Raw genomic sequence first — 23,696 nt, 5'->3', positions numbered from 1 at the left:
ATCGGGCATACCGGGCATCGCAGGGATCCCGGGTACCCCGGGCATCCCCGCCGGAGCATGACGAGAGCGGTGAAGAGGTACGGGTCCTCGGCCAGAATCCGGTCAGGGACCCGCGAGGACGACGGGCGCCGGTCGGGGGTGGCCGCCCGTCGCGGGCGTGGACCCCGGTGCCGTCCGTGCATATCGAAGGAGAGTTCCCCGCGTGACGGTCAGCACCCAGGTCCGCCTTCCCGCCCACATCCCCCACCCGTTCTCCCCGGCCGGACGGGTCGATCCCTACCCGGCCTACGACTGGCTGCGTTCCCGCTCCCCGGTCCACCACGACCCCGTGGCGCGGCTGTGGCTGGTGACCGGGCACGCCGACTGCGCCGCCGTCCTGCGCGACCGGGCCTTCTCCGCGAGCGCCGGCCAGCAGGGACGGGCGCGCGACGAGGACCTGCCGCCGTCGATGCTCACCACGGACCCGCCCGACCACACCAGGCTGCGCACGCCGGGCCTGCTGCTGCTGGGCCCCGCCGCGATCGCCTCGGTGGCCGACGGGATCGCCGCCGACGTGGACGACCTCCTCGACGGCCTGGCCGCCGAGACCGTGGTCGACGCGATCGCGCGGATCGGGAGCCCGCTGGCCACCTCGGTCTTCCTGCGGTTGTTCGGGCTGGCCGAGAGCGACCGGACGGCCTTCTCGCAGCTCGCCCAGGCGGCCTCGATCAATCTGGACCCGCTGGCCGGGCCGCAGGTGGCGGCCCTGGGCCGGTCCGCAATGAAGGAGCTGACCCGCTTCCTGCAGGCGCACTGCGCCGCCCTGTCCTCGGACGCGGCCGGTCCGCCGAGCCCGCTGGCCCGCCTGGTCGCCGACGACCGGCTGACCGACGCCGAGACGCTCGGGGTGCTCGGGCTGGCCGTGGTGGGCGGATGGCAGCCGCTGGCCGAGGCGATCGGCAACGCGATGTACTGGCTGCTGCCCAGGCCCGAGGCGCTGGCCGCGCTCCGCACCGGCGGCCAGGAGCTCGCGCGCACCGCCGTGGACGAGCTGCTGCGGCTGGAGGCGCCGATCCCCTTCACCGCCAGGGTCGCGCTCACGGACGTGACGCTGCCCGGCGGCGAGGTGCCGCGCGGCGCCCGGGTGCTGGCGATCGTGGCCGCGGCCAACCGCGACCCGGCCGTCTTCGACAGGCCCGGCGAGCTGGTGCTCGACCGGACGCCCAACCCGCACCTGGCCTTCGGCGGGGGGCCGCACTTCTGTCTGGCGGCGCAGCTCGTCCGGCAGACCGGAGCGGTGCTGCTGGCCCGGCTGGCCGAGCGCTTCCCTTCCGCGTCGCTGGCCGACCCGCGGCCCGCCTGGGCCTCGACGCTCATCCCCCGGCGGCTGCGCGCCCTCCCGGTGGACCTGGGAGGCGGGGATGCGCGCTGACGTCGCCGACGTCCTCGTCATCGGGGCCGGGGTCAGCGGGCTGACCTGCGCCTCCATCCTGGACCGGGCCGGGGTGCGCACCGTCGTCCTGGAGGCCAGGCCGCGGATCGGCGGGCGGGTGCGCACCTTCCGTCCCGCGGACGGCGGGCCGTCGCTGGAGCTGGGCGCGCAGGTCGTGCACGGCGACCGCAACCCCGCCCGCGCGCTCGTGGAGACCGAGACCGCGCCGCGCCCCGCCGCCGCGCGGGTGATCAGCGGCCGGGTCGGCCGCCCCATGGGGACGCTGGCCCGTACGCCGTGCCCGCCGTGGACGATGGAGGCCCGGCTGAACGCCGAGGGCGCCGCCGACGGCGTGTCCGTGAACGACTGGCTCCGCGACAACGGCGGGCCGGCCCCGGTGGCGAGCGAGTGGCTCCGCCAGATCTGGGCGGCCGACCCGGACCGGCTCAGCGCCCGGGGCGTGTCCGCGGCCCAGCGCGGCGACACCGCCGGGCACGGCGAGTTCGTCGTCTCCGACGGCTTCGACCGCCTGCCGCGACGGCTGGCGCGGGGACTGGAGGTGCACGTCGGCCGCCCCGTCGAGGTGCTCGGCTGGTCGCCGGGCCGGGTCAGCGCGCGGACGGCCCGCGGGACCGTGCAGGCCGGCCGGGTGGTCGTGACCGTGCCGCCCGCCGTCGTGGCCTGCGGCACGCTCACCATCGAGGACCTTCCCGCGGACAAGGCCGAGGCCGCGCGGGAGCTGACGCCCGGGGACGGCTGCTGCGTGGTCGCGACCCTGTCCGTCCCTGCGCCGGAGACGGCGTCGGTGTTCGACGCGGACGGGGTCAGCGGCTTCGTGAGCTGCCGCGAGGGACGCCCCGAGGTGCTGATCGTGGCCAGGGACGCGGCCGCCGCCTGCGTACGGGCCGCCACCGGCCCCGACCTGGCGGCCATGCTCACCGTGGCCCTGCCCTGGAGTGCGGGGGCCCGGGTGCTGGACACCGAGATCGCCGACTGGGGAGGCGACCCGTGGAGCCGGGGCGCGTTCACCGCGCCGAGGCTCGGCGCCGAGCGGGCCCCGGCCCGCTGGGCCGAACCGGTCGAGGACACGCTCTTCTTCGCGGGGGAGGCGACGGTCTCGGGAACGCGGCCGCCGTGGGTGCAGGGAGCGATCGTCAGCGGGACGAACGCCGCCGAACGGCTACTGAAGGCGATGAGCAGATGACGGCACCGCATTCCGGCTGGCATCTGCCGGTCTTCACCTCCGAGCTGACCGGCGAGGTGACCCCCCTGGAGCTCGGGACCCGGCGGCTGGTGGCCGTGCGGGACGAGACCGGGACACGGGTCTTCGACGCCGACTGCCCGCACCGGGGCGCGCACCTGGGGTACGGGGGCCGGCTCGCCGACGGCTGCCTGGTCTGCCCGTTCCACGGCCGCCGGATCGGGCTCGGCGATCCCTCCCGGCGGCTGTCGGTGGCCGAGCACCACGTGCTCGTCCTCGGTGAGGCCGTGTTCGTGCGGCTCTCGGACGGCCCCGACGACGACCGCGGGTTCACCCGGGCGATGAAGGAGCTGGCCGACGGCCACCCGCTGACCGCGGCCGTGAGCAGGTCGATGGACGCCGACCCCCTGCTGATCGTGGAGAACGCCTTCGACATCGACCACTTCACCGAGGTGCACAAGGTGCCCAGGGTGCGCGCGATGGCGCACCGCGACGGGGACGAGGGCGAGCTGGTCATGGAGGGTGAGTTCGTCATGGCCTCCATGCCGACCAGGGGGGGCGGCGCGCCGCGGGTCGTCGGTTCGCGTTTCCTGGCCCGCGCCTACAGCCCCGGGGTGGTCGTCACCCTGTTCGGGCCGCCGGGCCGGGAGCAGGTCATCGTCACCGCGGCCGTGCCGCGGGAGAAGGGCGGGTGCGCGGTGCGGGTGGCGATCGGGGTGCGCGCCGAGCAGCGGGAGGAACTGCCGCTGCTCGTCCAGGGCAGCGAGCGGGCGCTGGACGAGGACGCGGTGATCTGGGAGCGCCTGAACCCGCGGGTGACACCGCGCCTGGACGCCAGGGACGCGGCCGTGGTGGCCTACCGGGAGTTCTGCGCGACCTTCGGGGAGCAGGCGTGAGCGGGCTGCGCGTCATCGAGTCGGGGTCGGGCCCGGCCGTGCTGTGGGTGCACGGCTACACCATGGACTCCACGCTGTGGGAGCCCCTGTGGGAGCTGCTGCCGGGCTGGCGGCACCTGGGCGTGGACCTTCCCGGCCACGGCGGGTCCGAGCCGCTGCGGCGCGGCCAGACGCTGCCCGAGCTCGCCCTGCGGCTGGCCGGGCTCGCCGGCGCCGAGGGGGCGCACCGGGTCGTGGGGCTCTCCTTCGGTTCCGGCGTCGCGCTGCAGATGGCCCTGGAGGCGCCCGAGGTGGTGCGGAACCTGGTGCTCGCGGCGCCGACGCTCGGCGGCGCGCCGCCCGACCCCGCGGCCAGGCGGCGGTACCTGGAGCTGATGACGCTGCGCCGGGCGCGCGGCGCGCCAGAGCAGATGGCCGAGCTGTGGATGGCCTCCCCGCCGGACATCTTCCGCGGCACCGAGGCGCGTCCGGCGCTGCGGGCCCGGTTGCGGGAGGTGATCGGCAGGCACTCCTGGGCCGAGCTGGACACCGGGGCGATGGCGATGCTCGGCATGCACCGGCACCCGCCCGAGGACCTCGCCCGGGTCAGGGCCAGGACGACGGTGATCGTCGGTGACTCCGACATGCCCGCGTTCACGGCCAACGCCGAGACCCTGCGCAGGAACGTTCCCGGATGTGAGCTGCGGGTCATCCCCGATTCGGCACATCTTCCCCTACTGGAACGTCCAGAAATAGCAGCTGATGCCGTATTTCAGGGGCTGTCATCACCTGAGATGGTAGGAAAAGTCATCTGATCGTATGGGTCGAACGAGAATTGGTAAGGGGAAGCAGATTGTCCCTGTTGTTGGAGTTCTTCGGCCTGACCGTGCTCGCCGTCACGCACATCGACTCGTCCGAGATGGCCTTCCTCTTCGGCTCCCACCTGGTGAAGGCCGGAAAACCGCAGCTGACCGTGAAGCTCGTGAGCAACGAGGCGTCCGGCGGGGAGCTGCTGGTCCACCGGGAGGACGGGGTGCTGCTGCAGCGCCGCGCGTTCCGGGGGTGGGGCACCATGCCGCCACCCGTCCCCCCGTTCGGCGTGCTGGAGGAGCACTTCCTGGTGATGCGCGCCGTCGTCCTGGCCAAGGGTGACGCGACGGTCGCGCTGATCGGCAGCGCCTGCTCGCCCTGCGCCGAGGTCGCGGTCTCGCTGGCCGCGCAGTCCTGGCGGCCGGTCTCGGGACAGCTCCTCGTGGTCGACCGGGCCACCGGCCACACGCTCCCCTTCCTCACCCCGCTGAACCTGCGCGGCGAGGCCCTGGACGCGGCCCGCGCGAGCGGGCTGATCGGCCTGGAGGCCGACCCCGGCCTGTGGCGCCCGGCCCGGCCGACGCTGGCCGGGCAGTCCGTCCTGGTCCGCCCCGAGCGGCTGGGCACTCCGGTGCCGATCACCGCCAGGCTCGCCCCGCCCACCCTGATCAGGCTCTGCCAGGGAGACAGCGACCGCTGCAGGCTGGAGCCGTCGGACTTCCAGGCGCACGTCTGGCCCCCGGCCGCCACGGAACTGGCCGGCGCGCCCCGCTACCGGCTGCGCATGCCCGAGTCCGGCGGCGCCGAGGCGGCCGCGGCGCTCATCGACGACCGGCTCCTGAAGGAGTTCTCATGCCCCGGCGGCTCTCGTACGGCCCTGGAACACCCTGCTGGGTCGATCACATCACCGTCGACCCGACCGGCGCGAAACGGTTCTACGGTGACCTCTTCGGCTGGGAGTTCGTCAAGAAGAACGGCCGGGGTTACCACCTGATCACCCTGCGGGGAGAGATCATCGGCGGCCTCGGTCCCAGCCCGATGGGCCCGGCCTTCGGCTCGTCCTGGAACGTCTACCTGGCCTCCAAGGATCTCGCCCGCACCCGGGACGAGGTCGGGCGCCTGGGCGGGCGCGTGGTGATGGGCCCGGTGCCCGCGGGCGACGACGGCCGCCTCTGCCTGGCCGTCGACCCCACCGGCGCCGCGGTCGGCTTCTGGGAGGGCGGCAGAGACGAGGGCGTGGTCCTGGTCGACGAGCCCGGCGCCCTGTGCGCCGCCGAGCTGCACACTCCCGCCCCGGACACGGCGGCGCAGTTCTACCGGGGCCTGTACGGCGGGTCGGAGCCGGTGATCCGCTCCTCTCCCCGGGGCGTCTGGGTGCCCTTCTTCGGTACCGGGGACCCGGGGGCGGAGGAGGTGACCCGGACGGCCCGGGCGGCCGGGGCCCGTCCCCTGGGGGCCGGCCTGTTCGCCGACCCGCTGGGCGCGATCTTCGGCCTTTCCGCCGCGGTCTCCCCCGCCACAGGCGCGGCCGGAGGCTCCGCCGGAGACCCTGCCGGAGCCCCTGCCGGAGCCCCTGCCGGAGACCCGGTGACCGGTCCCGCCGTCTCCGTCGCGGCCCCCGCGACCACCGTGGCCCCCCAGGGGAAATGAGCACTGAAATGCGTATAAATGCGTATTAACTAAATTCATACCTTCCTGCGAGAATTCGCTGCAGTGGTCATCGCGTGGGAAGGGAATTTCATGGCGCCTGACGTAGTGGTGATAGGCGGGGGTCCCGCCGGATCGATATCCTCGGCCCTTCTGGCGCGGGCCGGTGCCCGGGTCCGCCTGCTGGAAAGGGACTCCTTTCCGCGATACCACGTCGGCGAGTCGATCTCCTCCTCCTGCCGCGCCATCATCGACCTCGTCGGCGTACGGGAGAAGATCGAGGCCCGCGGTTACACCGTCAAGGAGGGCCTGCTGCTGCGCTGGGGCGCCGAGCGGGACTGGACCATCAACTGGCCCGACCTCTTCGGCGACAAGGTGCGCTCCTGGCAGGTCGACCGGGCCGACTTCGACGACGTCCTGCTCAAGCACGCCGCCGAGCAGGGCGTCGAGGTGGTCCACGGCGCCCACGTGAAGAAGGTCCGCTTCGACGAGGGTCGCGCGGTGGGCGTGGACTGGGTGCTCGACGGGCAGGCCCGCCACAGCGCGGCCGACTACGTGGTGGACGCCTCCGGCCGCGCCGGGGTGCTCTCCGCCCAGCACTTCCGCGACCGGACCCAGCTCGACGTCTTCCGCAACGTCGCCATCTGGGGCTACTACCAGGGCGGCGACCTGCTGCCCAGGACCCCCCGGGGCGGCATCAACGTGATCTCCTCCCCGCACGGCTGGTACTGGGTCATCCCGCTCAGCGGCGACGTCTACAGCGTGGGCTTCGTCACCCACCAGGACAACTTCCTGGCCCGCAAGCCGGAGTTCTCCTCCACGACCGAGATGTTCCTGGCCCTGGTCGCGGAGTCGGAGACGGTCGCGGAACTGATCTCCGGCGGAGCGTTCCAGGGAAAGGTCCGCGTCGAGCAGGACTTCTCCTACTCGGCCGCCAGCTTCTGCGGCCCCGGCTACTTCCTGGCGGGCGACTCCGCCTGCTTCCTGGACCCCCTGCTGTCCACCGGCGTCCACCTGGCCATGTACAGCGGCACGCTGGCCGCGGCGTCCATCCTGTCCACGCACGCCGGGGAGGTCACCGAGCCCGAGGCGCTGGGGTTCTACGAGTCCCTGTACCGCAACGCCTACGGCCGGATGTTCTCCATGGTCGCCGGGTTCTACGAGCAGTACCGGGGCAAGGCCGAGTACTTCTGGCTGGCGCAGCGCCTGGCCAGGGGCCAGTACCCGAAGCTGATGCAGAAGAGGGGCGGGGCGGTGGCCCCGGACAGCGCCTTCGCCTCGATCACCTCGGGCCTGACCGACCTGGACGACGCCACCCGCTCCGGCGGCGCGGCCCCGCTGGACGCGATGGTGCTGGCCACCGAGCTGACCGCGCGGGACGCCGTGGCCCCACAGGCGCCCGAGCCCGACCCGGGCGTCCGCCAGGAATCGGCCGCCGGGCTGTACCTGGTCACCGAGCCCCGGCTGGGCATCGGGCGCGCCACCGAACCGGCGGCGCCGCGCTGACCTTCCCCCCGGCCTGATGAGGACCGCGCCGTCCGGCGCGGTCCTCATCAGGTCGTACGGTCGTCCGGTCGGTCGCAGGGTCGGACACGCGGTCCTCGCCCGGACGGGCACCCGGTTCCCGTCCGGAGGGTCGTCCGGTCAGACGCCGAGGGCGGCGGCCAGCTGGTGCCGCCCTCGGATGCCGAGCTTGCGGTAGATGCGGCCCAGGTGGGTGTCGATGGTGCGCTTGCTCAGGCAGAGCCGCTCGGCGACCTCCAGGCTGCTCATGCCCTGGCGTACCAGCTCGACGACGCGCTGCTCGGCGGGGGTGAGCAGGATCTGGCTCCGCGTCCGCTCCGGCGCCCGGTCCTGCGCCCGCGGGGCGTCCGGCACGTGGTCGGCGACCGCCGGCGGCTCGGCCGCGATCGTCCGGGCCGCGGCGTGCTCGCCCAGCGCGGTGTACGCCTTGGCCGCGTGCGCGCGCCAGGGCAGGCAGGTGGGGTTGGTGATGCCGCGGGCCGAGAGGCGCTGCCCGCAGTCGAGGAACAGGCTCAGCGCGGTGACGTGGTCGTCCGCCGCCGCGGCGATCATCCCCTGGGCCTCCCGGATCAGGCTCTTGATCAGCGGGTGGGCGTCCACCGGGATCGTCGTCTCGCGCATCAGCGCGGTGGCGTCCTGCGTCTCGCCCATCTGGACCAGGGCGCGCGCGCCGCACGCGCGGGCCGCCGCGGTCAGCGCGCCCGCGCCGATCCGCTCGGCCCCGTCCCGCGCGTCGATCGCGTCCCGCAGGCTGTCGGCCGAGTCGCCCCGCCGGTAACCGACGTCCGAGCGGATCAGCAGCCCGAGCACGCGCAGCTCCGGCTGACGCCAGGCGCGGGAGTGCTCCAGGATCCTGGAACACGTCGCCAGCGCCTCCTCGGGACGGCCGGTCCAGGCGAACGCCAGCGCCGCGCCCACCAGCCCGCTCCCGTCCGAACGGCCCAGCTGGGAGCCGAGCAGCGTGGCCCGCCTCGCCAGCCGCCCGGCGGTGCCCGGATGCCGTCCGCCCGCCGCGACCATGGCCGCGAGCGCGCCGGAGAACTCCCTGGAGGCGGCGTCCGGCGGGCCCGTCACGGCCAGCCGCGCGGCCCCGCGCAGGCCGGCGCGATGTCCCGAGAGCAGGACCTGCGCGCTCAGCCGGAGCAGCGGCTCCCGGGGCGGGTCCGGCGTGGTCGCCATCTCCTGCACCACGGCGACGAACGGCCGGGCTCCGACCGTGCTGGCGGCCAGCGCGGGGCTGGCCAGGTACAGCAGCGACCTGGCCGGCTCGACGGTGTCGGGCGCGTCGGTGACCAGCGCCTCGGCGTGCCGGGCACAGGAGTCCAGGTCGTGGTGCAGCTCGGTCCTGGCCAGTTGCAGGGTCAGCTCGTGCACGACGACGGGGTCGTCGGAGCAGGACAGCGCGCGGCGCAGGTAGCGGGCCGCGTCGTCGTACCTGCGGGCCGTGACCGCCTCCGTGGCCGCGGAGCGCAGCACCGGGACTCCCCAGGCCGAGGTGGTGAGCATCAGGTGCTCGGCGGTCTGGGCCGCGGGCGCGCCCGTCCTGGCCAGCAGCGCGGCCACCCGTTCGTGCAGGTCGAGCCGGGTCCGGGTGTCGATGCGCGACAGGGCCGCCGTCCGGACCAGGGTGCTGCGGAACCGTACGGGAGGCTCGGCGGTGATGAGGCCCGCCTGGACGAGCGTCCGGCGGGCCTGCTGGAGTTCCAGCTCTCCCTGGCCGGAGAGCATCGCCGCCACGGTGACGTCGGTGTCGGGGCCCATGACGGCGAGCTGGGTGAGCAGGTCGGAGGCCACCGCGTCGTCGTCGTGCAGCCATTCGAGCACGGTGTCGGACAGGGCCGCCGCGCCGATCTCCAGCACCCGGTCGAGGTCGGGCAGGCCGGGGCTGACCCCGGCGTGCCGCATCCGGGTGGTGAGCTCGCGCAGCACCCGCGGGTTGCCCTGGGAGAGCGTGTGGCAGAACCCGGACAGCTCCTCGTCGGGCGGCGCGCCCAGGGTCTGCCCGACGAAGTCGGCCGTGCAGGTGGCGCAGATCGGCCGGAGCTGGATGAACCGCGCGTACGGCAGCCTGGTCAGCTCGGCGAGCGGCCCGGACGGGGCGCCGTCGCGCAACGTGGCGATCATCATGACCGGCAGGTCGTCCAGGCGGCGGGCGATGTAGGAGAACCAGCGCAGCGACGGCAGGTCGGCGAAGGACAGGTCGTCGATCGCGATGACCACGGGCTGCTCGGCGACCAGGTCACGGGTGATGTGGAACAGGTCCGTCAGCAGATCGTAGGTGGCGACGCCGTCGTCGGTGGCGGCACGGTCGAACTGCCTGCGGGGGCGCCCGCCGGCCGACAGCACCGGATCGAAGAGCTGGCGGACCATCCCGTAGGCGAAACGGCTCTCGCTGGGATGGCAGCGGGCCCGCAGCACCAGGCTGCGGGAGGGCAGCAGATCGGTCACGGCACTGAGCAGGGCGCTCTTGCCGATTCCGTTCTCCCCCTGGATCGCCGCGACGGTCGGCCGGCCGATACGGAGCTCGTCGATAGCCTCACGAAATACAGCCAGTTCTCTGTCCCTGTGGAGAAGGGGGGCCATAGGCCCATCGTCCATTACCGCGTTCCGGATCTCAACGAACTTTTTGCTAATGACAGAAAAGCGTACGTTTTATTGACAGCCTCCTGTCGTGGAACGGGGCCTCGCGTACGGGCCCGCACACCCCCTCTCCCAGGCCGGGCCCGTTTTTTCCCGGCATCCGGCCCGCGCCGCCGCCCCGCCCGTCCCCCGTGCCACCGCCCCGCCCGTCCCCCCGACCCCGGGCCCTTGGCCGCCCCACCCCGCACCCGCCGCTCGAGCCCTGCCTCCACCAGCGGAAACGTCCTCCGTGGCCGCGTCCGGCCACAGGGGGACATCGCCCGCGCCACCGGGGGACACCGGGCGGGACCGGCACGTACCCCGGACGGAGCGGGCACGCGCCCCCGGTCCGGCGGGGCACATCCGGAGCGGCACGGACCCCTCACCGACCGTACCGATACTGAGGCCGGACCGCCGGTACCTAAGTATCGCGCCGGGCGATGCGTATGATTTTTACGCATTCTCCCGCCCCGTACCGCCGTGTTTAAATTCGCGTGAAGCCGGTTGTCCGGAAGCGTGGAAAAAGGGGAATGCCGATGGAGAGCCCGCGTTTGAAAGCTCATTTCCATGTGGACGTCGTGGACGGTGCACGGGTGTTCCTGTTCGCCGAGGGCAAGGACTTCCTGGTACCGGGAAAGGCCGCCGTGGCGGTGCTGCCCTACCTCGACGGCCGCAGGACGGTCAGCGAGATCGTCCAGGAACTGGCCGGGACCCTGCCGTTCACCACGGTGCTGGCCACGCTGCGCCGCTACGAGGCGGCCGGTCACCTCGCCGAGGGCAGGCCCGACCTGCCGGAGGAGGTGCTGGCCTACTGGGACGCGCTGAACGTCGACCCGGCCGCCGTCGTCTCGGGCGCGCCGGTCACCGTCTCCGCCGCCGAGGGGGTCGACCCCGCCCCGGTCATGGACGCCCTGGCCGCGCTGGGGCTGACGGTGCGCTCCGGCCCGATCGGCGAGGTCCCCGCCGAGGGGGTGTCGGTGGTGCTCGTCGACGACTACCTCGACCGCGCCCTGGAGCACCGCAACACGCTGCAGCTGGCGGCCGGGCGGCCCTGGCTGCCGGCCAGGCCGGGCGGCGTCAGCACCTGGCTCGGCCCCTTCTTCGACCCCGACCACACCGGCTGCTGGTCGTGCCTGGAGCAGCGGCTCGCCGGCAACCGCCAGCTGGAGCGCTACCTGGCCTCCAAGCGCGGCGAGCGGGTGCCGTACAACCCGGCGCGGGCGCGGGCCGCGGCGGGCCCGCTGGCGCTGTCCGGGATGCTCGCGTCCGAGATCGCCCGCATCGTGGCGACCGGCGAGCCCGGGGCGATCTGCGGCACCATGGTCACCCTCGACATGAGCACCCTGGAGACCGCCAGGCACTCCCTCATCCGCCAGCCGCAGTGCCCCTCGTGCGGTGTGCCGGTCGAGCGCAACCCCAAGATCGTGCTCGCCCCCCGGCAGGCGAGCCACACCACCGACGGCGGCTACCGCGTCGACAAGCCGCAGCAGACCCTGGACCGGCTGCAGAAGCACATCAGCCCGCTGCTGGGCGCGATCACCAAGCTGATGCCGATCGGCGACGAGGCCAACGGCCTGACCTACAGCTACGCCGCCGGCCACAACTTCGCCATGGTCAACGACAGCATGGACCTGCTCCGCCGCAACCTGCGCGGGCAGAGCGGCGGCAAGGGACGCTCGGAGATCCAGGCCAAGGTCAGCGCGGTCTGCGAGGCGATCGAGCGCTACTCGGGCGTGTGGCGGGGGGACGAGCCGGTCGTCCGGGCCGCCTTCGCCGACCTGGACCCGGCGACGGCCGTGCACCCGGACCGGCTGCTGCTCTTCTCCGACGAGCAGCGGACCGGGCGCAAGGAGTGGAACGCCGACCCGGCGCACCGGCTGCAGCTGGTGCCCGACCCCTTCGACGAGACCGCGCCGTTCGACTGGTCGCGGGCCTGGTCGCTGACCCGCGACGAGGAGCGGCTGGTCCCGGCCGCCTACGCCTGGTACGGCCACCCCGACCTCAACCGGCACTTCTTCTGCATCGGCGACTCCAACGGCAGCGCGGCCGGCAACACCCTGGAGGAGGCGATCCTGCAGGGCCTGTGCGAGCTGGTCGAGCGAGACTCCGTGGCGCTGTGGTGGTACAACCGGGCGCGCGTCCGCGGCTTCGACCTCGACTCCCTGAACGACCCCTACGTGGGCGAGCTGCGGTCCTTCTACGACGGCATGGACCGCGACCTGTGGATGCTCGACCTCACCACCGACCTCGGCATCCCGGTGTACGCCGCGCTCTCGCGCCGCCGCCACGAGGTGGAGGACGTCATGGTGGGCTTCGGCGCCCACCCGGACTCGCGCATCGCGGCGTTCCGCGCGCTCACCGAGCTCAACCAGTTCCTGCCGACCATCGAGGGACGCGACGAGCAGGGCAACACGAAGTACCGCGCCGACGACCCGGGGCTGCTGAACTGGTGCAAGGAGGCCAAGGTCGCCTCCGAGCCCTGGCTGCTGCCCCACCCCGATCTCGCGCCGGCCACCGTCGGCGAGCCCGCCCCCAACGAGCTGGCCGCCGTCGTGCGCCGGTGCGTGGACACCATCGCCGAGGCCGGCTCCGAGGTGATCGTCGTCGACCAGACCCGCCCCGACCTGGAACTGAACGTCGTCAAGGTGATGGCGCCCGGCCTGCGGCACTTCTGGCGCAGGCTCGGCCCGGGCCGCATCTACGACACGCCGGTGAAGCTCGGCTGGCTCGACCGCCCCACACCCCAGGAGGAGATGAACTCCTGGAACGTGTTCTTCTGAGACGGGCGGCCGGACACATGAACCCCACCCTCGTCTCCCGGTTGCGCCGTGACGTGTCGTTCACCGGTGAACACCTCGACGTGGCCGGCAGGGCCGTCGAGCTCAGAACGCTGACCCCCGGACAGGGCGCGGCCCTGAAGCTGCTGGCCGACGGCGACCACGACGACGCCGAGCTGGCCGTCGCCGTGACCGCGCTGGACGGCGAGACCGGGCTGCTGCGCTGGCACATGCTGCTGCGCGGGCTGAACGCCTCCGGGCTGGTCGAGCATGCCGTCCGCGAAGGCGGCCGGACCGGCGAGGTCGGCGAGATCCGCCAGATCCGCCAGATCATCGCCAGGCTTCGTCTGGTCGGCCGGGGGGCGACGCTGCTCGCCCCGGTCCCGGCCGGTCCCGCGCGGCTGTCCCGCTTCGCCGAGGCGCGGATCGTGGACGGCATGCCGACCCTGCAGGCCCCGGGCCGTCACCTGGCCGTCGAGCTGGCGCCGCGGGCCGCCGGCCTGATCGGTGAGCTGGCGACCTGGAGCACCGGCGTGCCCGCCCCGGTGCTGCGGCTGCTGGCCACGGCCGGCCTGCTGGCCCCGGGCGGCCCGCAGGAGGACGTCGAGACCACCGAGCGTTCCCACGCGCAGTGGCACCCCGGCGACCTGGCCTTCCACGCCCGTACCCGCACCCCCGCCTCGGCCTCCGGTTACGGCGGCACCCATCCCCTGGGCGACCGCTTCCCGCCGGAGCCGGTCTCCCCTGCGCCCGCGGGCACCCGGACGGTCGCGTTGCCCGTACCGGACCTGGAGCGGATCGCCGCCGCCGACCCCTCGTTCACCGAGGTGCTGGAGCGGCGCCGCTCGATCCGCGCGCACGACATGGACGCGCCGATCACCCTCGACCAGCTCGGCGAGCTGCTCTACCGGTCCCTGCGCAGGCGGGGCACCATGACGGGCGGCGACGGGCAGGAGCTGGCCGACCGGCCCTACCCCAGCGGCGGGGCCGTGCACGAGCTGGAGGTCTACCCGCTGGTGACGGCGTGCGAGGGAGTGCCCGCGGGACTGTGGCACTACGCGACCGACCGGCACGAGCTGGAGCTGGTCGCCGAGCCGGACAAGGCCACGGCGGCGCTGGTCTCCGAGGCGCGGGGCGCGGCCATGCTGGAGGCGGACCCGCAGGTCGTGCTGCTGGTGGCGGCCCGGTTCGGCCGGGTGATGTGGAAGTACGAGACCGTCGCCTACCCCCTGGTGCTCAAGCACGTGGGCGTGCTCTACCAGACCCTCTACCTGGTCGCCACCGCGATGAATCTGGCCGTGTGCGGCCTGGGCGGCGGCGACACCGCGGCCTTCGCCACCGCCTCGGGGCGCGACCCGCTCCTCGAAGGCACCGTCGGGGAGCTCGTGCTCGGCTCCCGCCCCCGCATGGAAGGGTGAACCGCGTTGCAATTCCGATACAAGGCCCTGCAGCGGGCCCGCGAACCCGATGAGCTGGACTCCCCCACGCTGCTGGTGACCCCGCGCGGCTGGATCGCGGTGTTCGTGGTGATGATCACCATGGCGGGCGGGCTGTTCTGGTCGTTCGCCGACGAACTGCGCATCTCGGTCAGCGCCCCGGGGCTTCTCACCCACCCCGGCGGTACGGCCCGGATCCAGAGCCTGCACACCGGCATGGCCCAGCGCGTCCTGGTGAAGCCGGGCGACCCGGTGACCGTCGGCCAGGCCATCGTGGAGCTGCGGGACGCCGAGGGCGAGCGGCGGACGGTGACCAGCCCGTTCGCGGGCCAGGTGGTCGACACCACGATCAGCGACGGCCAGGTCGTCCCGGTCGGCACCACCGTGGCCACGGTCGAGCGGACCGACGTCGCCGGTGACCGCCTGGTCGCGATGCTGTTCGTCCCCGCCGACCGGACGGCACTGATCACCCCCGGCCGCCTGGTGGACCTGTCGGTCGCCACCGCGCCCGCCGCCGTCTTCGGGCTGCTGCGCGGCAAGGTCACCTCGGTCAGCCGCTACCCGCTGACCGAGGAGGCACTGGCCGGAATGGTCGGCGGCGAGCTGGCCGCCAGGAAGTACAGCGCCGGCCACGCCCCCCTGATGATCATCGTGGACCTGATCCCCGACCCGGACACGCGCTCGGGGTACGCCTGGTCGACCACGCAGGGCCCACCCGTGCGGCTCGACTCCCAGGTCAGCGTGTCGGCCTCCATCCACCTGGGCGGGCAGAGGCCGTTCGACCTGCTGCTCGGGCGCTGACGAAGGAGCCACCGATGACGAACACCACCCTGCCCGCCGCGCCGCCGCCCGTACCCGCTCCCACCCCCGCACCCGGGCGGGAACGGGGGCGGCGGCTCTCACGCCCGCGCCGCAGACGCCCCCACCGGGTGCCGACCGTGATGCAGATGGAGGCCGTCGAGTGCGGGGCGGCCGCGCTGGCGATGGTCCTGGGTCACTACGGCAAGCACGTGCCGCTGGAGGAGCTGCGCGTCCGATGCGGGGTGTCCAGGGACGGCTCCAGGGCGTCCTCGGTGATGGCGGCGGCGCGCTCCTACGGTCTGGTCGCCCGCGGCTTCCAGGTCGAGGCCGAGAACGTGCGCGACCAGACCGGACCGGTCATCATCTTCTGGGCGTTCAACCACTTCCTGGTGGTCGAGGGGGTGACGACCCGGTTCGGCCGCACCATGGTCGCGGTCAACGACCCCTCCGGGGGGCCACGGCTGATGGAGTGGTCGGACTTCGACTCCGGCTTCACCGGGATCATGCTGACGTTCGAGCGTGGCCCGGACTTCACGCCCGGCGGCGAGCGCAGCCGGCTGGGCAAGGCGCTGCTGCAGTGGCGGCTGCCGAGCGGGCGGGCGCTGCCGCTGGTGCTGCTGGCCAGCGCGCTGCTGGTGATCCCCGGCATCGCAGGCCCCGCCTACTCGCGGGTCTTCATCGACCAGGTGCTCAGCGGCCACTCGCCGGGCTACCTGCCGGCGCTGCTGGTCGCCATGGTGCTCACCGCGCTGGCCGTCTTCGTGCTGACCTCCGTGCAGCAGTTCTACCTGTTACGGCTGGAGATCAGGATCGGGCTGGCCGGTTCGGCCCGCTTCTTCCGCCACCTGCTCCGGCTGCCCATCGAGTTCTTCCTGCAACGCCGCCCGGCCGAGGTGTCGCGCCGGGTCTCCACCAACGACACCGTGGCCGAGGTCCTGTCCCGCGACCTCACGCTGACGGTCATCAACCTGGTGCTGGTGGTCTTCTACGCCGCCCTGCTGGTCCGCTACGACGTGCTGCTCGGCGTCATCGGCGTCGGCATGGCGGCGCTGAACATGGTGGTGCTGCGCTGGGTCTCCCGGGTGCGCAAGGACGCGGTCTCCACCCTCCGCAACGACCGGGGCAACCTCACCGGCACGACCTTCGCCACGCTCAGCATGATCGAGACGGTGAAGGCCACCGGCGGCGAGCCCGACGCCTTCACCCGCTGGGCGGGCTTCCTGGCCAAGGCCGTGACCGCGCAGCAGCGGCTCGGCGTGCCCACCGCGCTGCTGATCGTCGTCCCCCCGATGCTGGCCACCGTGAACACCGGCCTGATGCTGCTGGTCGGCGGGCTGCGGGTGGTGGAGGGCGTGCTGAGCATCGGCATCCTGGTCTCCTTCCAGACCCTGCTGGCCGCCCTGAGCAGGCCGGTCACCCAGCTCACCAACCTCGGCAGCCGCCTGCAGGACCTCACCGCCGACATCAGGCGCATCCACGACGTGGAGCGCTACCCGATCGCCCGCCGCTTCGAGCGCGCGGAGGGCGGCGCGGGCGAGGGCGCGGACGGCGTCGTGCTAGCCACCCGCCTGGAGGGGCGCCTGGACCTGGAGAACATCACCTTCGGGTACGGCCCGCTGGCCGCCCCCATGATCGAGGACCTCTCGCTGACCGTGATGCCGGGCAGCAGGATCGCCATCGTGGGCGGCTCGGGCAGCGGCAAGTCCACCCTGGGCCGCCTGCTGACCGGCCTGTACGAGCCGCGTTCCGGCCGGATCCTGCTGGACGGCCGCCCGATGGAGGAGATCCCGCGTACCGTGCTCGCCGCCTCGATGGCCTACGTCGACCAGGAGATCGCGCTGTTCTCCGGGACCGTGCGCGACAACCTGACGCTGTGGAACGACGCCGTCCCCGACGAGGTGGTGTTCGCCGCGCTGCGCGACGCCGCCGTCTTCGACACCGTCCAGGCCCGCGCCGGCGGGATCAACTCGTTCGTCCGCGAGGACGGCCGCAACTTCAGCGGCGGTCAGCGGCAGCGGCTGGAGCTGGCCCGCGCCCTGGCCGCCGAACCCACCCTGCTGATCCTCGACGAGGCCACCAGCGCCCTGGACCCAGAGACGGAACGTGTCATCATGGACAACCTGCGCCGCCGCGGCTGCGCCTGCCTGCTGATGGCCCATCGGCTGTCCACCGTCCGCGACGCGGACGAGATCATCGTCCTGGACCGCGGCCGGATCGCCGAGCGCGGCACCCACGAGGGACTGCTCGCCGCCGGCGGCCCGTACGCGCGGCTGTTCGAGACCGGGGGCGGCGCGTGATCCCCGCCGGGCTCGTGAGGGCCACCACCCGGGTGGACCTCGGCACCGAACGATTCATGATCCTCGACGACCCCCGGCTCCTGCTGCTGGTCGAGGCCGGCGCGGTGGACCTGTTCGCGGTGCGGACGGCGGGCGGCGAGCTGGAGGGACGCTGGAACTTCCTGGGCCGGGCCGAGACCGGCACGGTATTGGCCTGGGGGGTGCGCTCGGGACCGCGGCACGTGATCGTGGCCCGGCCGGTGCCCGGCGCCGTGCTCTCCGACGTCCTGGTCACGGAGATGGGGGGGCTTCCCGCCGACGCGACCGACTGGCTGATGAAGGGGATCGGCCACGGCGTCGAGCTGCTGGCCGGCGCGCTGCCCGGCACCCTGCCGCCCCGCCAGTTCGTGCCGCTGCCCGCCGACGGGACGGCGGAGCTGGACGCGGACACCACCGTGCGGTCGGTCGACGGCGTCCTGTGCGTGCGCGTCGAGGCGGGCGAGCTGGAGATCGGCGACAGCGACGGCGTGCTGCTCGGCGCGGGCGACGACGTCTGCCTGACCGAGGGGGAGTGGCTGGTCGCCCGCACCGGCACCCGGCTGCGGGCCCGCACGCTGCGTTCCGTCTCCGGCGAGGGCGACGGGGCGCTCGGCGAGCTGCTGGCCGCCCACGCCGTCCGCCTGCTGACCCGCATCGACCGGCGCATCGACCGGCAGCGCGACGAGGAGCGCGCCGCCCTGGCCGCGCTGAGCGAACGCGACGGCACCGTGCTGACGCAGGCCGTGCGGAGCTTCGACGCCGTGCTGCGCGACACCGACTCCCCGGTGCGGGTGGCCGACGTGGCCGCCGACCCGCCCTCGCTGGCCTCGGCCCGGCTGGTCGGGGCGCACCTGGGCTTCGACGTCCGGCCTCCGGTACGGCACGGCGGCCAGGGCCGTAGCGTGAACGACCTGCAGGCGATAGCGCTGGCCTCCGGCGTGCGGACCCGCGTCGTGCGGCTGGAGGGCAGGTGGTGGACCAAGGACCTGGGGCCGATGGTCGGCACCCACTCCACGGGCCGTCACGTGGCGCTGCTCCCGCTGAGCCGCGGCTACGTCATGGTCGACGACGGCGTGGTCACCCCGGTCACCGCGGTCGTCGCCCGCAACGTGACCGAACGGGCCCACGTGCTGTACCGTCCGCTGCCCGCCTCGGTCAGGTCCGTCGGCGCGCTGCTGCGCCTGGGCCTGTTCAGCGGCAACCGCGGTGACCTGCTGCGGTTCGCGGCCATGGGGGTGCTGGTCGCCCTGCTCGGGCTGATCGTCCCGATCATGACGGGCCAGGTGCTCGGCGTGTTCACGGTCCGGGCCGAGGTCGACCTCATCGTGCACGGCTCCCTGGTGGTGATCGCCTCCGGGGTGGTGATCGCGGCCCTGTCGGTGGTGCAGAACATCGCCGTGCTCAGGATCGAGAGCCGTTCCACCTCCGCCATGCAGTCGGGCCTGTGGACCCGGCTGCTCTCCCTGCCCGCGGGGTTCTTCACCCGCTACTCCACCGGCGAGCTGGGCACCACCGTGCTGGGCATCAGCTCGGCGCAGGAGATGCTGTCGGGCATGCTGACCACGGCCACGCTGGGGCTGCTCACCGGGTCGGCCAACCTGATCCTGGTGTTCTTCTACGACGTGCGGCTGGCCCTGGTCGCCATGGGGCTCACACTGTGCGGGGCCGGGTTCGCGCTCGGCGCCGGGCGGGCGCAGCTGCGCTGGCAGCGGCAGGCGTACCGGCACGAGCAGGTCCTGTCGTCCCGGGTCTTCCAGATGCTCACCGCGATGCCGAAGCTGCGGGCCGCCGCCGCCGAGGAGCGGGCGTTCGCCGAGTGGACGCGCGAGGTCACCAGGGGGCGGACACTGATCGCCTCGGCCCGCCGCGTGCAGAACGTGGTGACCACGTTCAACGCCGGGTTCCCGCTGGTGTGCACGGCGGTCGTGTTCGCGGTGGTGGCGGGCCCGCTGAAGGGCGAGGTCCCGATCGCCGCGTTCCTGCCGTTCTTCACCGCGTTCAGCCTGCTGCTGGCCTCCAGCCTGCAGTTCACCGCCGCCGCCGTCACCGCCATGGGCGTGGTGCCGATGATGGAGAACATCAAGCCCATCCTGGAGGCCCGGCCGGAGACCGACGGCACCAAGGCCGACCCCGGCGACCTGTCGGGGCGGCTGGCGCTCAGCCGGGTGTCGTTCCGGTACGGCACCGACGGCCCGCTGACCCTGGACGGCATCGCCCTGTCGATCGAGCCCGGCGAGTTCGTGGCCCTGGTCGGCCCCTCGGGCAGCGGCAAGTCCACGGTGCTGCGCCTGCTGCTCGGGTTCGAGACCCCGCTGTCCGGCACCGTCCTGTACGACGGCCAGGACCTCGCCGAGCTCGACGTCTCCGCCGTCCGCCGCCAGTGCGGGGTGGTGCTGCAGAACGGCGCGCTGCAGGCGGGCAGCATCCAGGCCAACATCATCGGCAGCAGCACCTACACCGTGGACGACGCGTGGGCGGCGGCCGAGATGGCGGGGCTCGCCGCCGACATCAAGGCCATGCCGATGGGCATGCAGACCGTGCTGTCGGAGGGCACCACCACGTTCTCCGGCGGCCAGCGGCAGCGCATGATGATCGCCCGCGCGCTGATCGCCCGGCCCCGCATCGTGTTCTTCGACGAGGCCACCAGCGCGCTGGACAACCCCACCCAGAGCCTGGTCGCCGAGAGCACCCACCGGCTCAACGCCACCCGGGTGGTGATCGCCCACCGGCTCTCCACCGTGGTGGACGCCGACCGCATCCTGGTGATGGACGAGGGACGGATCGTCCAGCAGGGCACCTACGAGGAGCTGCTGGCCGTACCGGACGGGCTCTTCGCCCAGCTGGCCGCCCGCCAGCTCTGCTGAGGACGCCCGTTCCCCGGGACGCCCGCGCTCCACCGGAGGCGTCCCGGGACGGTCGCCGCGCAGGTCCGCGTCACGGGTTGTAGTAGTACCTTCGCCCCGGTACGGGGCGCCGCCCGTACAGTTCCGACAGCGTCACGAACCGGTAGCCCCTGCCGGCCAGGTCGTCCAGCAGGCGCGGGACGGCCCGCACCGTGGAGGGGTGGATGTCGTGCAGCAGCACGATGGAGCCCGGCCCGGCCCCGGCCGCGCGGTGGGCGACGACCGAGACGTCCCGGTCGTGCCAGTCGCGCGTGTCGACGTTCCACAGGATCTGGGCGAGCCCCAGATGGCGGCTCTCCGCGGCCACCCACGGGCCGGTCAGCCCGTACGGCGGGCGCATCAGGCCCATCGTGACCCCGGTCACCCGTTTGACCAGCCACTGGGTACGGCCGAGTTCCTCCCTGACCTCCCCGGGGTCCAGCCGGGTCAGCTGCGGGTGGTTCCAGGTGTGGTTGCCCAGCTCGTGCCCCTCGGCCACCATCCTGCGCAGGACGGCCTCGTCCTCCTCGGAGACCATCCGCCCGACGACGAAGAAACTCGCCCGCACCCGGCGCTCGGCGAGCAGGTCGAGCAGCCACCCGGTGTAGGGTCCCGGGCCGTCGTCGAAGGTGAGCGCCACGCACCTGACCCGCTCGCAGTCGACGCGGCGGGCCGGGGGCGGGACGGGCGGCCGGGCCTCGTGCCTGGAGGCCCGCACTCCGGCCGTCCCCGGCGGGGGCGAGCCCGCGGGGACCGCCGACGGGGGCGCCCCGGCGGCCACGGTGGTCACCGCCGGTTCCACCGACCCCACCAGGGTGATCGGAGAGGTGTTCCCCGCGACCGCGATCAGCGCCACCATGGGCACCGTCCAGACCCGCATGCTTCCCCCCGAAAGCGACGCGGAGGTGATGATCGATCCCGGCCGGGTCCCCCCGCGCGATCATGGCCGGGCACTCCACCAGGATGGGACATCGGCCGCCGTTTCACCTCTCCGACGCGCCACCGCGGCGCCACGTCCGCGGTGATCCGCTCCCGCCTCCCGCGTACGTCCGGGGCACCCGGGGGCCGGTGACCGGACAGGGCGCACGACCTCAGCGGTCGGGCGTCTCCCGGGGCTCGGTGACCACCATCATGAACCGCAGCGGGTCGTCCCCCTCGTTGGCGTACCGGTGCGGGCGGTCGGCGCTGAACACGACGGCGTCGCCGGTCTGCACCGGGTGGCTCCTGCCGTACACCGACAGGGTGAGCGTCCCCTCCAGCACGGTCAGCATCTCGCGGGTGCCCGGCGGGTGGGCGTCCCCGTCGTGGTGGTCGCCGGGGGCCAGGCTCCAGTCCCACAGCTCCAGGATGGCGGGGGCGTCGGTGCCGACCAGCAGCCGCGCCGTGCTGGACCTCCCGTGCGGGAACGTGATGACGTCGGCCCCGCTCACCACCCGGACCACGGGGGTGTCGGAGACCTCCACCATCCGCGCGACCGTCACCCCGAGCGCGTCGGCGATGCGGGTCAGCGTGCTGATGCTCGGGTTGGTCCTGGCCTGCTCGACCTGGACCAGCATCCCCCGGCTCACCCCCGAGCGGGCGGCGAGCTCGTCGAGGGTCATCTGCCGGTGCGCCCGCTGGGCCCTCACGTTGTTGGCGACCGCCGCGGTGATCGTCTCCGGGTCCATGGGTTCAGTGTAGTGAACCCGTTTGGCACTTCATTGCACCTCATATATTGTCCTGAAAGTTCACTGTGTTGTACTAGGGGGGCTCGAATGACGGCAGTGATACTCGCGACGGCCTGCGCGGTGGTGTACGGCACCGCCGACTTCCTCGGCGGGCTGGCGACCCGCCGGGCGCAGGTGTTCGCGGTGGTGGTCCTCTCCCAGGCCGCCGGGCTGGTACTGGCCCTGGCCCTGCTGCCGGTCCTGCCCGGGACGCCCACCCTGGCGACGCTGGCCTGGGGCGCGGCCTCGGGGATCTCCGGCGCGGTGGCGGTCCTGCTGTTCTACCGGGCGCTGGCCACCGGCGTGATGTCGGTGGTGGCGCCGATCACCGCGACCGTCTCGGCGGTGCTGCCGGTGCTGTTCGGGCTCGCCGTCGGGGAGCGCCCGTCGCCGGTCGCGCTCGGCGGGGTGGTCCTGGCGCTGCTGGCGGTGCTGCTGGTCAGCCGCAGTTCCTCCGAGGAGACGTCGAGCGGCGGGTACCGCTCGGTCCTGGCCTCGGTGGCCGCGGGAGCGGGCTTCGGCGGCTTCTTCATCCTGCTCGCCCAGGTTCCCGAGGGGGGCGGCATCTGGCCGCTGATCGGCGCCCGCGTGGCCTCGGTCGCGGCCATCGGGCTGCTGGCCCTGGCCGCCGGCCGCACCCTGCGCCCGGCACCCGGGGCGCCGGCCTTCATCCTGGGCGCCGGGATCCTCGACATGGTGGCGAACGTGCTGTTCATGCTCGCCCAGCAGCGCGGGATGCTGAGCCTCGTCGGCGTCCTGGTCTCGCTGTACCCGGCGAGCACCCTGCTGCTGGCCCGCCAGGTGCTCGGGGAACGGCTCAACACCGTGCAGGTCGTGGGGGTGGGCTTCACCCTCGGGGCGGTCGCGCTGATCGCGTCCGGCTGACCCGCCCCCGACCCGGCGCTTCGACGTCCCCGGGAACGCCCGCGGCCCGCTCCCCGGCAGGGGAGCGGGCCACGGGTCGAGCAGGAGGGGACGGGCCCGGGGGTCAGGCCGCCTGGACGTCGGCGGAGAGGCGGAAGCCGCCCTCCTCGCGGGCGTAGCCCTCCAGCATGGTGCGCAGCTGGCGCCGGCCCCGGTGCAGGCGCGACATGACCGTGCCGATGGGGGTGCCCATCCGCTCGGCGATCTCCTTGTAGGCGAAGCCCTCGACGTCGGCCAGGTAGACGGCCACCCGGAAGTCCTCGGGCAGGGCGCGCAGGGCGTTCATCACGGCGCTGTCGGGAAGCTGGTCCAGCGCCTCGGTCTCGGCGGACTTCAGGCCGGTGGAGGTGTGGGACTCGGCGGCGGCGAGCTGCCAGTCCTCGATCTCCTCGGTGGCCGAGAGCTTGGGCGAACGCTGCTTCTTGCGGTAGTCGTTGATGAAGTTGTTGGTCAGGATGCGGTGCAGCCACGCCTTGAGGTTGGTGCCCTCGCGGAACTGGTGGTACGAGGTGAACGCCTTGGTGACGGTCTCCTGGACCAGGTCCTCGGCGTCGGCGGTGTTGCGGGTCAGACGCATCGCGGACGCGTACAGCTGGCTGGTGACCGGAACGACGTCACGCTCGAACCAGTCCTGGCGCTGCTCTTCCGTCATCGTGATCATTCGATCCCCCTCGTACTCTTCCCCCCACTACCGCCCGGCACGGTCGCGACACACCCTTTCTGACGGCGTACTCGATGCTCGCAGGCACCCCGTAAGGGGGCCGTTAA

The 23,696-nt window shown here is 73.4% G+C and carries 16 protein-coding genes; 12 read left to right on the top strand and 4 right to left on the bottom strand.

Features of this window, described 5'->3' with window-relative positions; translation table 11 throughout:
- Positions 1-202: 202 nt before the first annotated feature.
- From ACZ6RT_RS07805 to ACZ6RT_RS07780, 6 genes are all read left to right on the top strand, one after another.
- Complete coding sequence (locus tag ACZ6RT_RS07805) at positions 203-1,411, top strand: cytochrome P450 (RefSeq protein ID WP_399186429.1); 1,209 nt, start codon at positions 203-205, stop codon at positions 1,409-1,411.
- Positions 1,401-2,615 (top strand): flavin monoamine oxidase family protein, encoded by a 1,215-nt coding sequence (locus ACZ6RT_RS07800; RefSeq protein ID WP_470152592.1) that lies wholly within the window; start codon positions 1,401-1,403, stop codon positions 2,613-2,615. The genes ACZ6RT_RS07805 and ACZ6RT_RS07800 overlap by 11 nt, the downstream gene beginning before the upstream one ends.
- Complete coding sequence (locus ACZ6RT_RS07795; protein ID WP_399186431.1) at positions 2,612-3,508, top strand: Rieske 2Fe-2S domain-containing protein; 897 nt, start codon at positions 2,612-2,614, stop codon at positions 3,506-3,508. The genes ACZ6RT_RS07800 and ACZ6RT_RS07795 overlap by 4 nt, the downstream gene beginning before the upstream one ends.
- Positions 3,505-4,302, top strand: a complete 798-nt coding sequence (locus ACZ6RT_RS07790) for an alpha/beta fold hydrolase (RefSeq protein ID WP_399186432.1) — start codon at positions 3,505-3,507, stop codon at positions 4,300-4,302. The genes ACZ6RT_RS07795 and ACZ6RT_RS07790 overlap by 4 nt, the downstream gene beginning before the upstream one ends.
- Positions 4,303-4,340: 38 nt before the next feature.
- Positions 4,341-5,291 (top strand): hypothetical protein, encoded by a 951-nt coding sequence (locus ACZ6RT_RS07785; protein WP_399186433.1) that lies wholly within the window; start codon positions 4,341-4,343, stop codon positions 5,289-5,291.
- A gap of 746 nt (positions 5,292-6,037) precedes the next feature.
- A complete protein-coding gene (locus ACZ6RT_RS07780) occupies positions 6,038-7,450 on the top strand; it encodes an NAD(P)/FAD-dependent oxidoreductase (protein ID WP_399186434.1) in 1,413 nt (470 codons plus the stop codon).
- Between the two features lie 138 nt (positions 7,451-7,588).
- Here the strand turns inward: ACZ6RT_RS07780 and ACZ6RT_RS07775 are convergent, their stop codons facing one another.
- Positions 7,589-10,051, bottom strand: coding sequence for an AAA family ATPase (locus ACZ6RT_RS07775; RefSeq protein WP_399186435.1), 2,463 nt, complete (start codon positions 10,049-10,051; stop codon positions 7,589-7,591).
- 587 nt (positions 10,052-10,638) lie between these two features.
- Here ACZ6RT_RS07775 and ACZ6RT_RS07770 point away from each other — a divergent pair.
- Genes ACZ6RT_RS07770 through ACZ6RT_RS07750 form a run of 5 tightly spaced genes read left to right on the top strand, consistent with a single transcriptional unit; the run spans position 10,639 to position 20,280 of the window.
- Complete coding sequence (locus ACZ6RT_RS07770; protein ID WP_470152591.1) at positions 10,639-12,867, top strand: TOMM precursor leader peptide-binding protein; 2,229 nt, start codon at positions 10,639-10,641, stop codon at positions 12,865-12,867.
- A 17-nt stretch (positions 12,868-12,884) separates the two neighbouring features.
- On the top strand, positions 12,885-14,282 hold the full coding sequence (locus tag ACZ6RT_RS07765; protein WP_470152590.1) for a SagB family peptide dehydrogenase: 1,398 nt from the start codon (positions 12,885-12,887) through the stop codon (positions 14,280-14,282).
- Positions 14,283-14,288: 6 nt separating this feature from the next.
- Positions 14,289-15,101 (top strand): biotin/lipoyl-containing protein, encoded by an 813-nt coding sequence (locus tag ACZ6RT_RS07760; protein ID WP_399186438.1) that lies wholly within the window; start codon positions 14,289-14,291, stop codon positions 15,099-15,101.
- A 14-nt stretch (positions 15,102-15,115) separates the two neighbouring features.
- Positions 15,116-17,398 (top strand): NHLP family bacteriocin export ABC transporter peptidase/permease/ATPase subunit, encoded by a 2,283-nt coding sequence (locus tag ACZ6RT_RS07755; RefSeq protein WP_470152589.1) that lies wholly within the window; start codon positions 15,116-15,118, stop codon positions 17,396-17,398.
- Between the two features lie 14 nt (positions 17,399-17,412).
- Positions 17,413-20,280, top strand: a complete 2,868-nt coding sequence (locus ACZ6RT_RS07750) for an NHLP bacteriocin export ABC transporter permease/ATPase subunit (RefSeq protein WP_399186440.1) — start codon at positions 17,413-17,415, stop codon at positions 20,278-20,280.
- A gap of 70 nt (positions 20,281-20,350) precedes the next feature.
- Here the strand turns inward: ACZ6RT_RS07750 and ACZ6RT_RS07745 are convergent, their stop codons facing one another.
- A complete protein-coding gene (locus ACZ6RT_RS07745) occupies positions 20,351-21,178 on the bottom strand; it encodes a polysaccharide deacetylase family protein (protein ID WP_399186441.1) in 828 nt (275 codons plus the stop codon).
- 211 nt (positions 21,179-21,389) lie between these two features.
- Positions 21,390-21,965: a helix-turn-helix domain-containing protein gene (locus ACZ6RT_RS07740; protein WP_399186442.1), complete on the bottom strand. Its 576-nt coding sequence runs from the start codon at positions 21,963-21,965 to the stop codon at positions 21,390-21,392.
- An 87-nt stretch (positions 21,966-22,052) separates the two neighbouring features.
- Between ACZ6RT_RS07740 and ACZ6RT_RS07735 the strand changes: the two genes are divergently transcribed.
- Entirely contained in the window at positions 22,053-22,889 is an 837-nt protein-coding gene (locus ACZ6RT_RS07735) for an EamA family transporter (RefSeq protein ID WP_470152588.1), read from the top strand.
- A 103-nt stretch (positions 22,890-22,992) separates the two neighbouring features.
- Here the strand turns inward: ACZ6RT_RS07735 and ACZ6RT_RS07730 are convergent, their stop codons facing one another.
- The gene (locus ACZ6RT_RS07730; protein ID WP_399186444.1) at positions 22,993-23,589 is read right to left on the bottom strand and encodes a sigma-70 family RNA polymerase sigma factor; all 597 of its coding nucleotides are present in this window, start codon (positions 23,587-23,589) and stop codon (positions 22,993-22,995) included.
- Positions 23,590-23,696: the final 107 nt, after the last annotated feature.

The sequence above is a fragment of the Streptosporangium sp. NPDC050148 genome (genome assembly GCF_055586505.1).
Note: the sequence above shows the minus strand (reverse complement) of the source record. Positions and strands in the feature narration are given on the sequence as shown.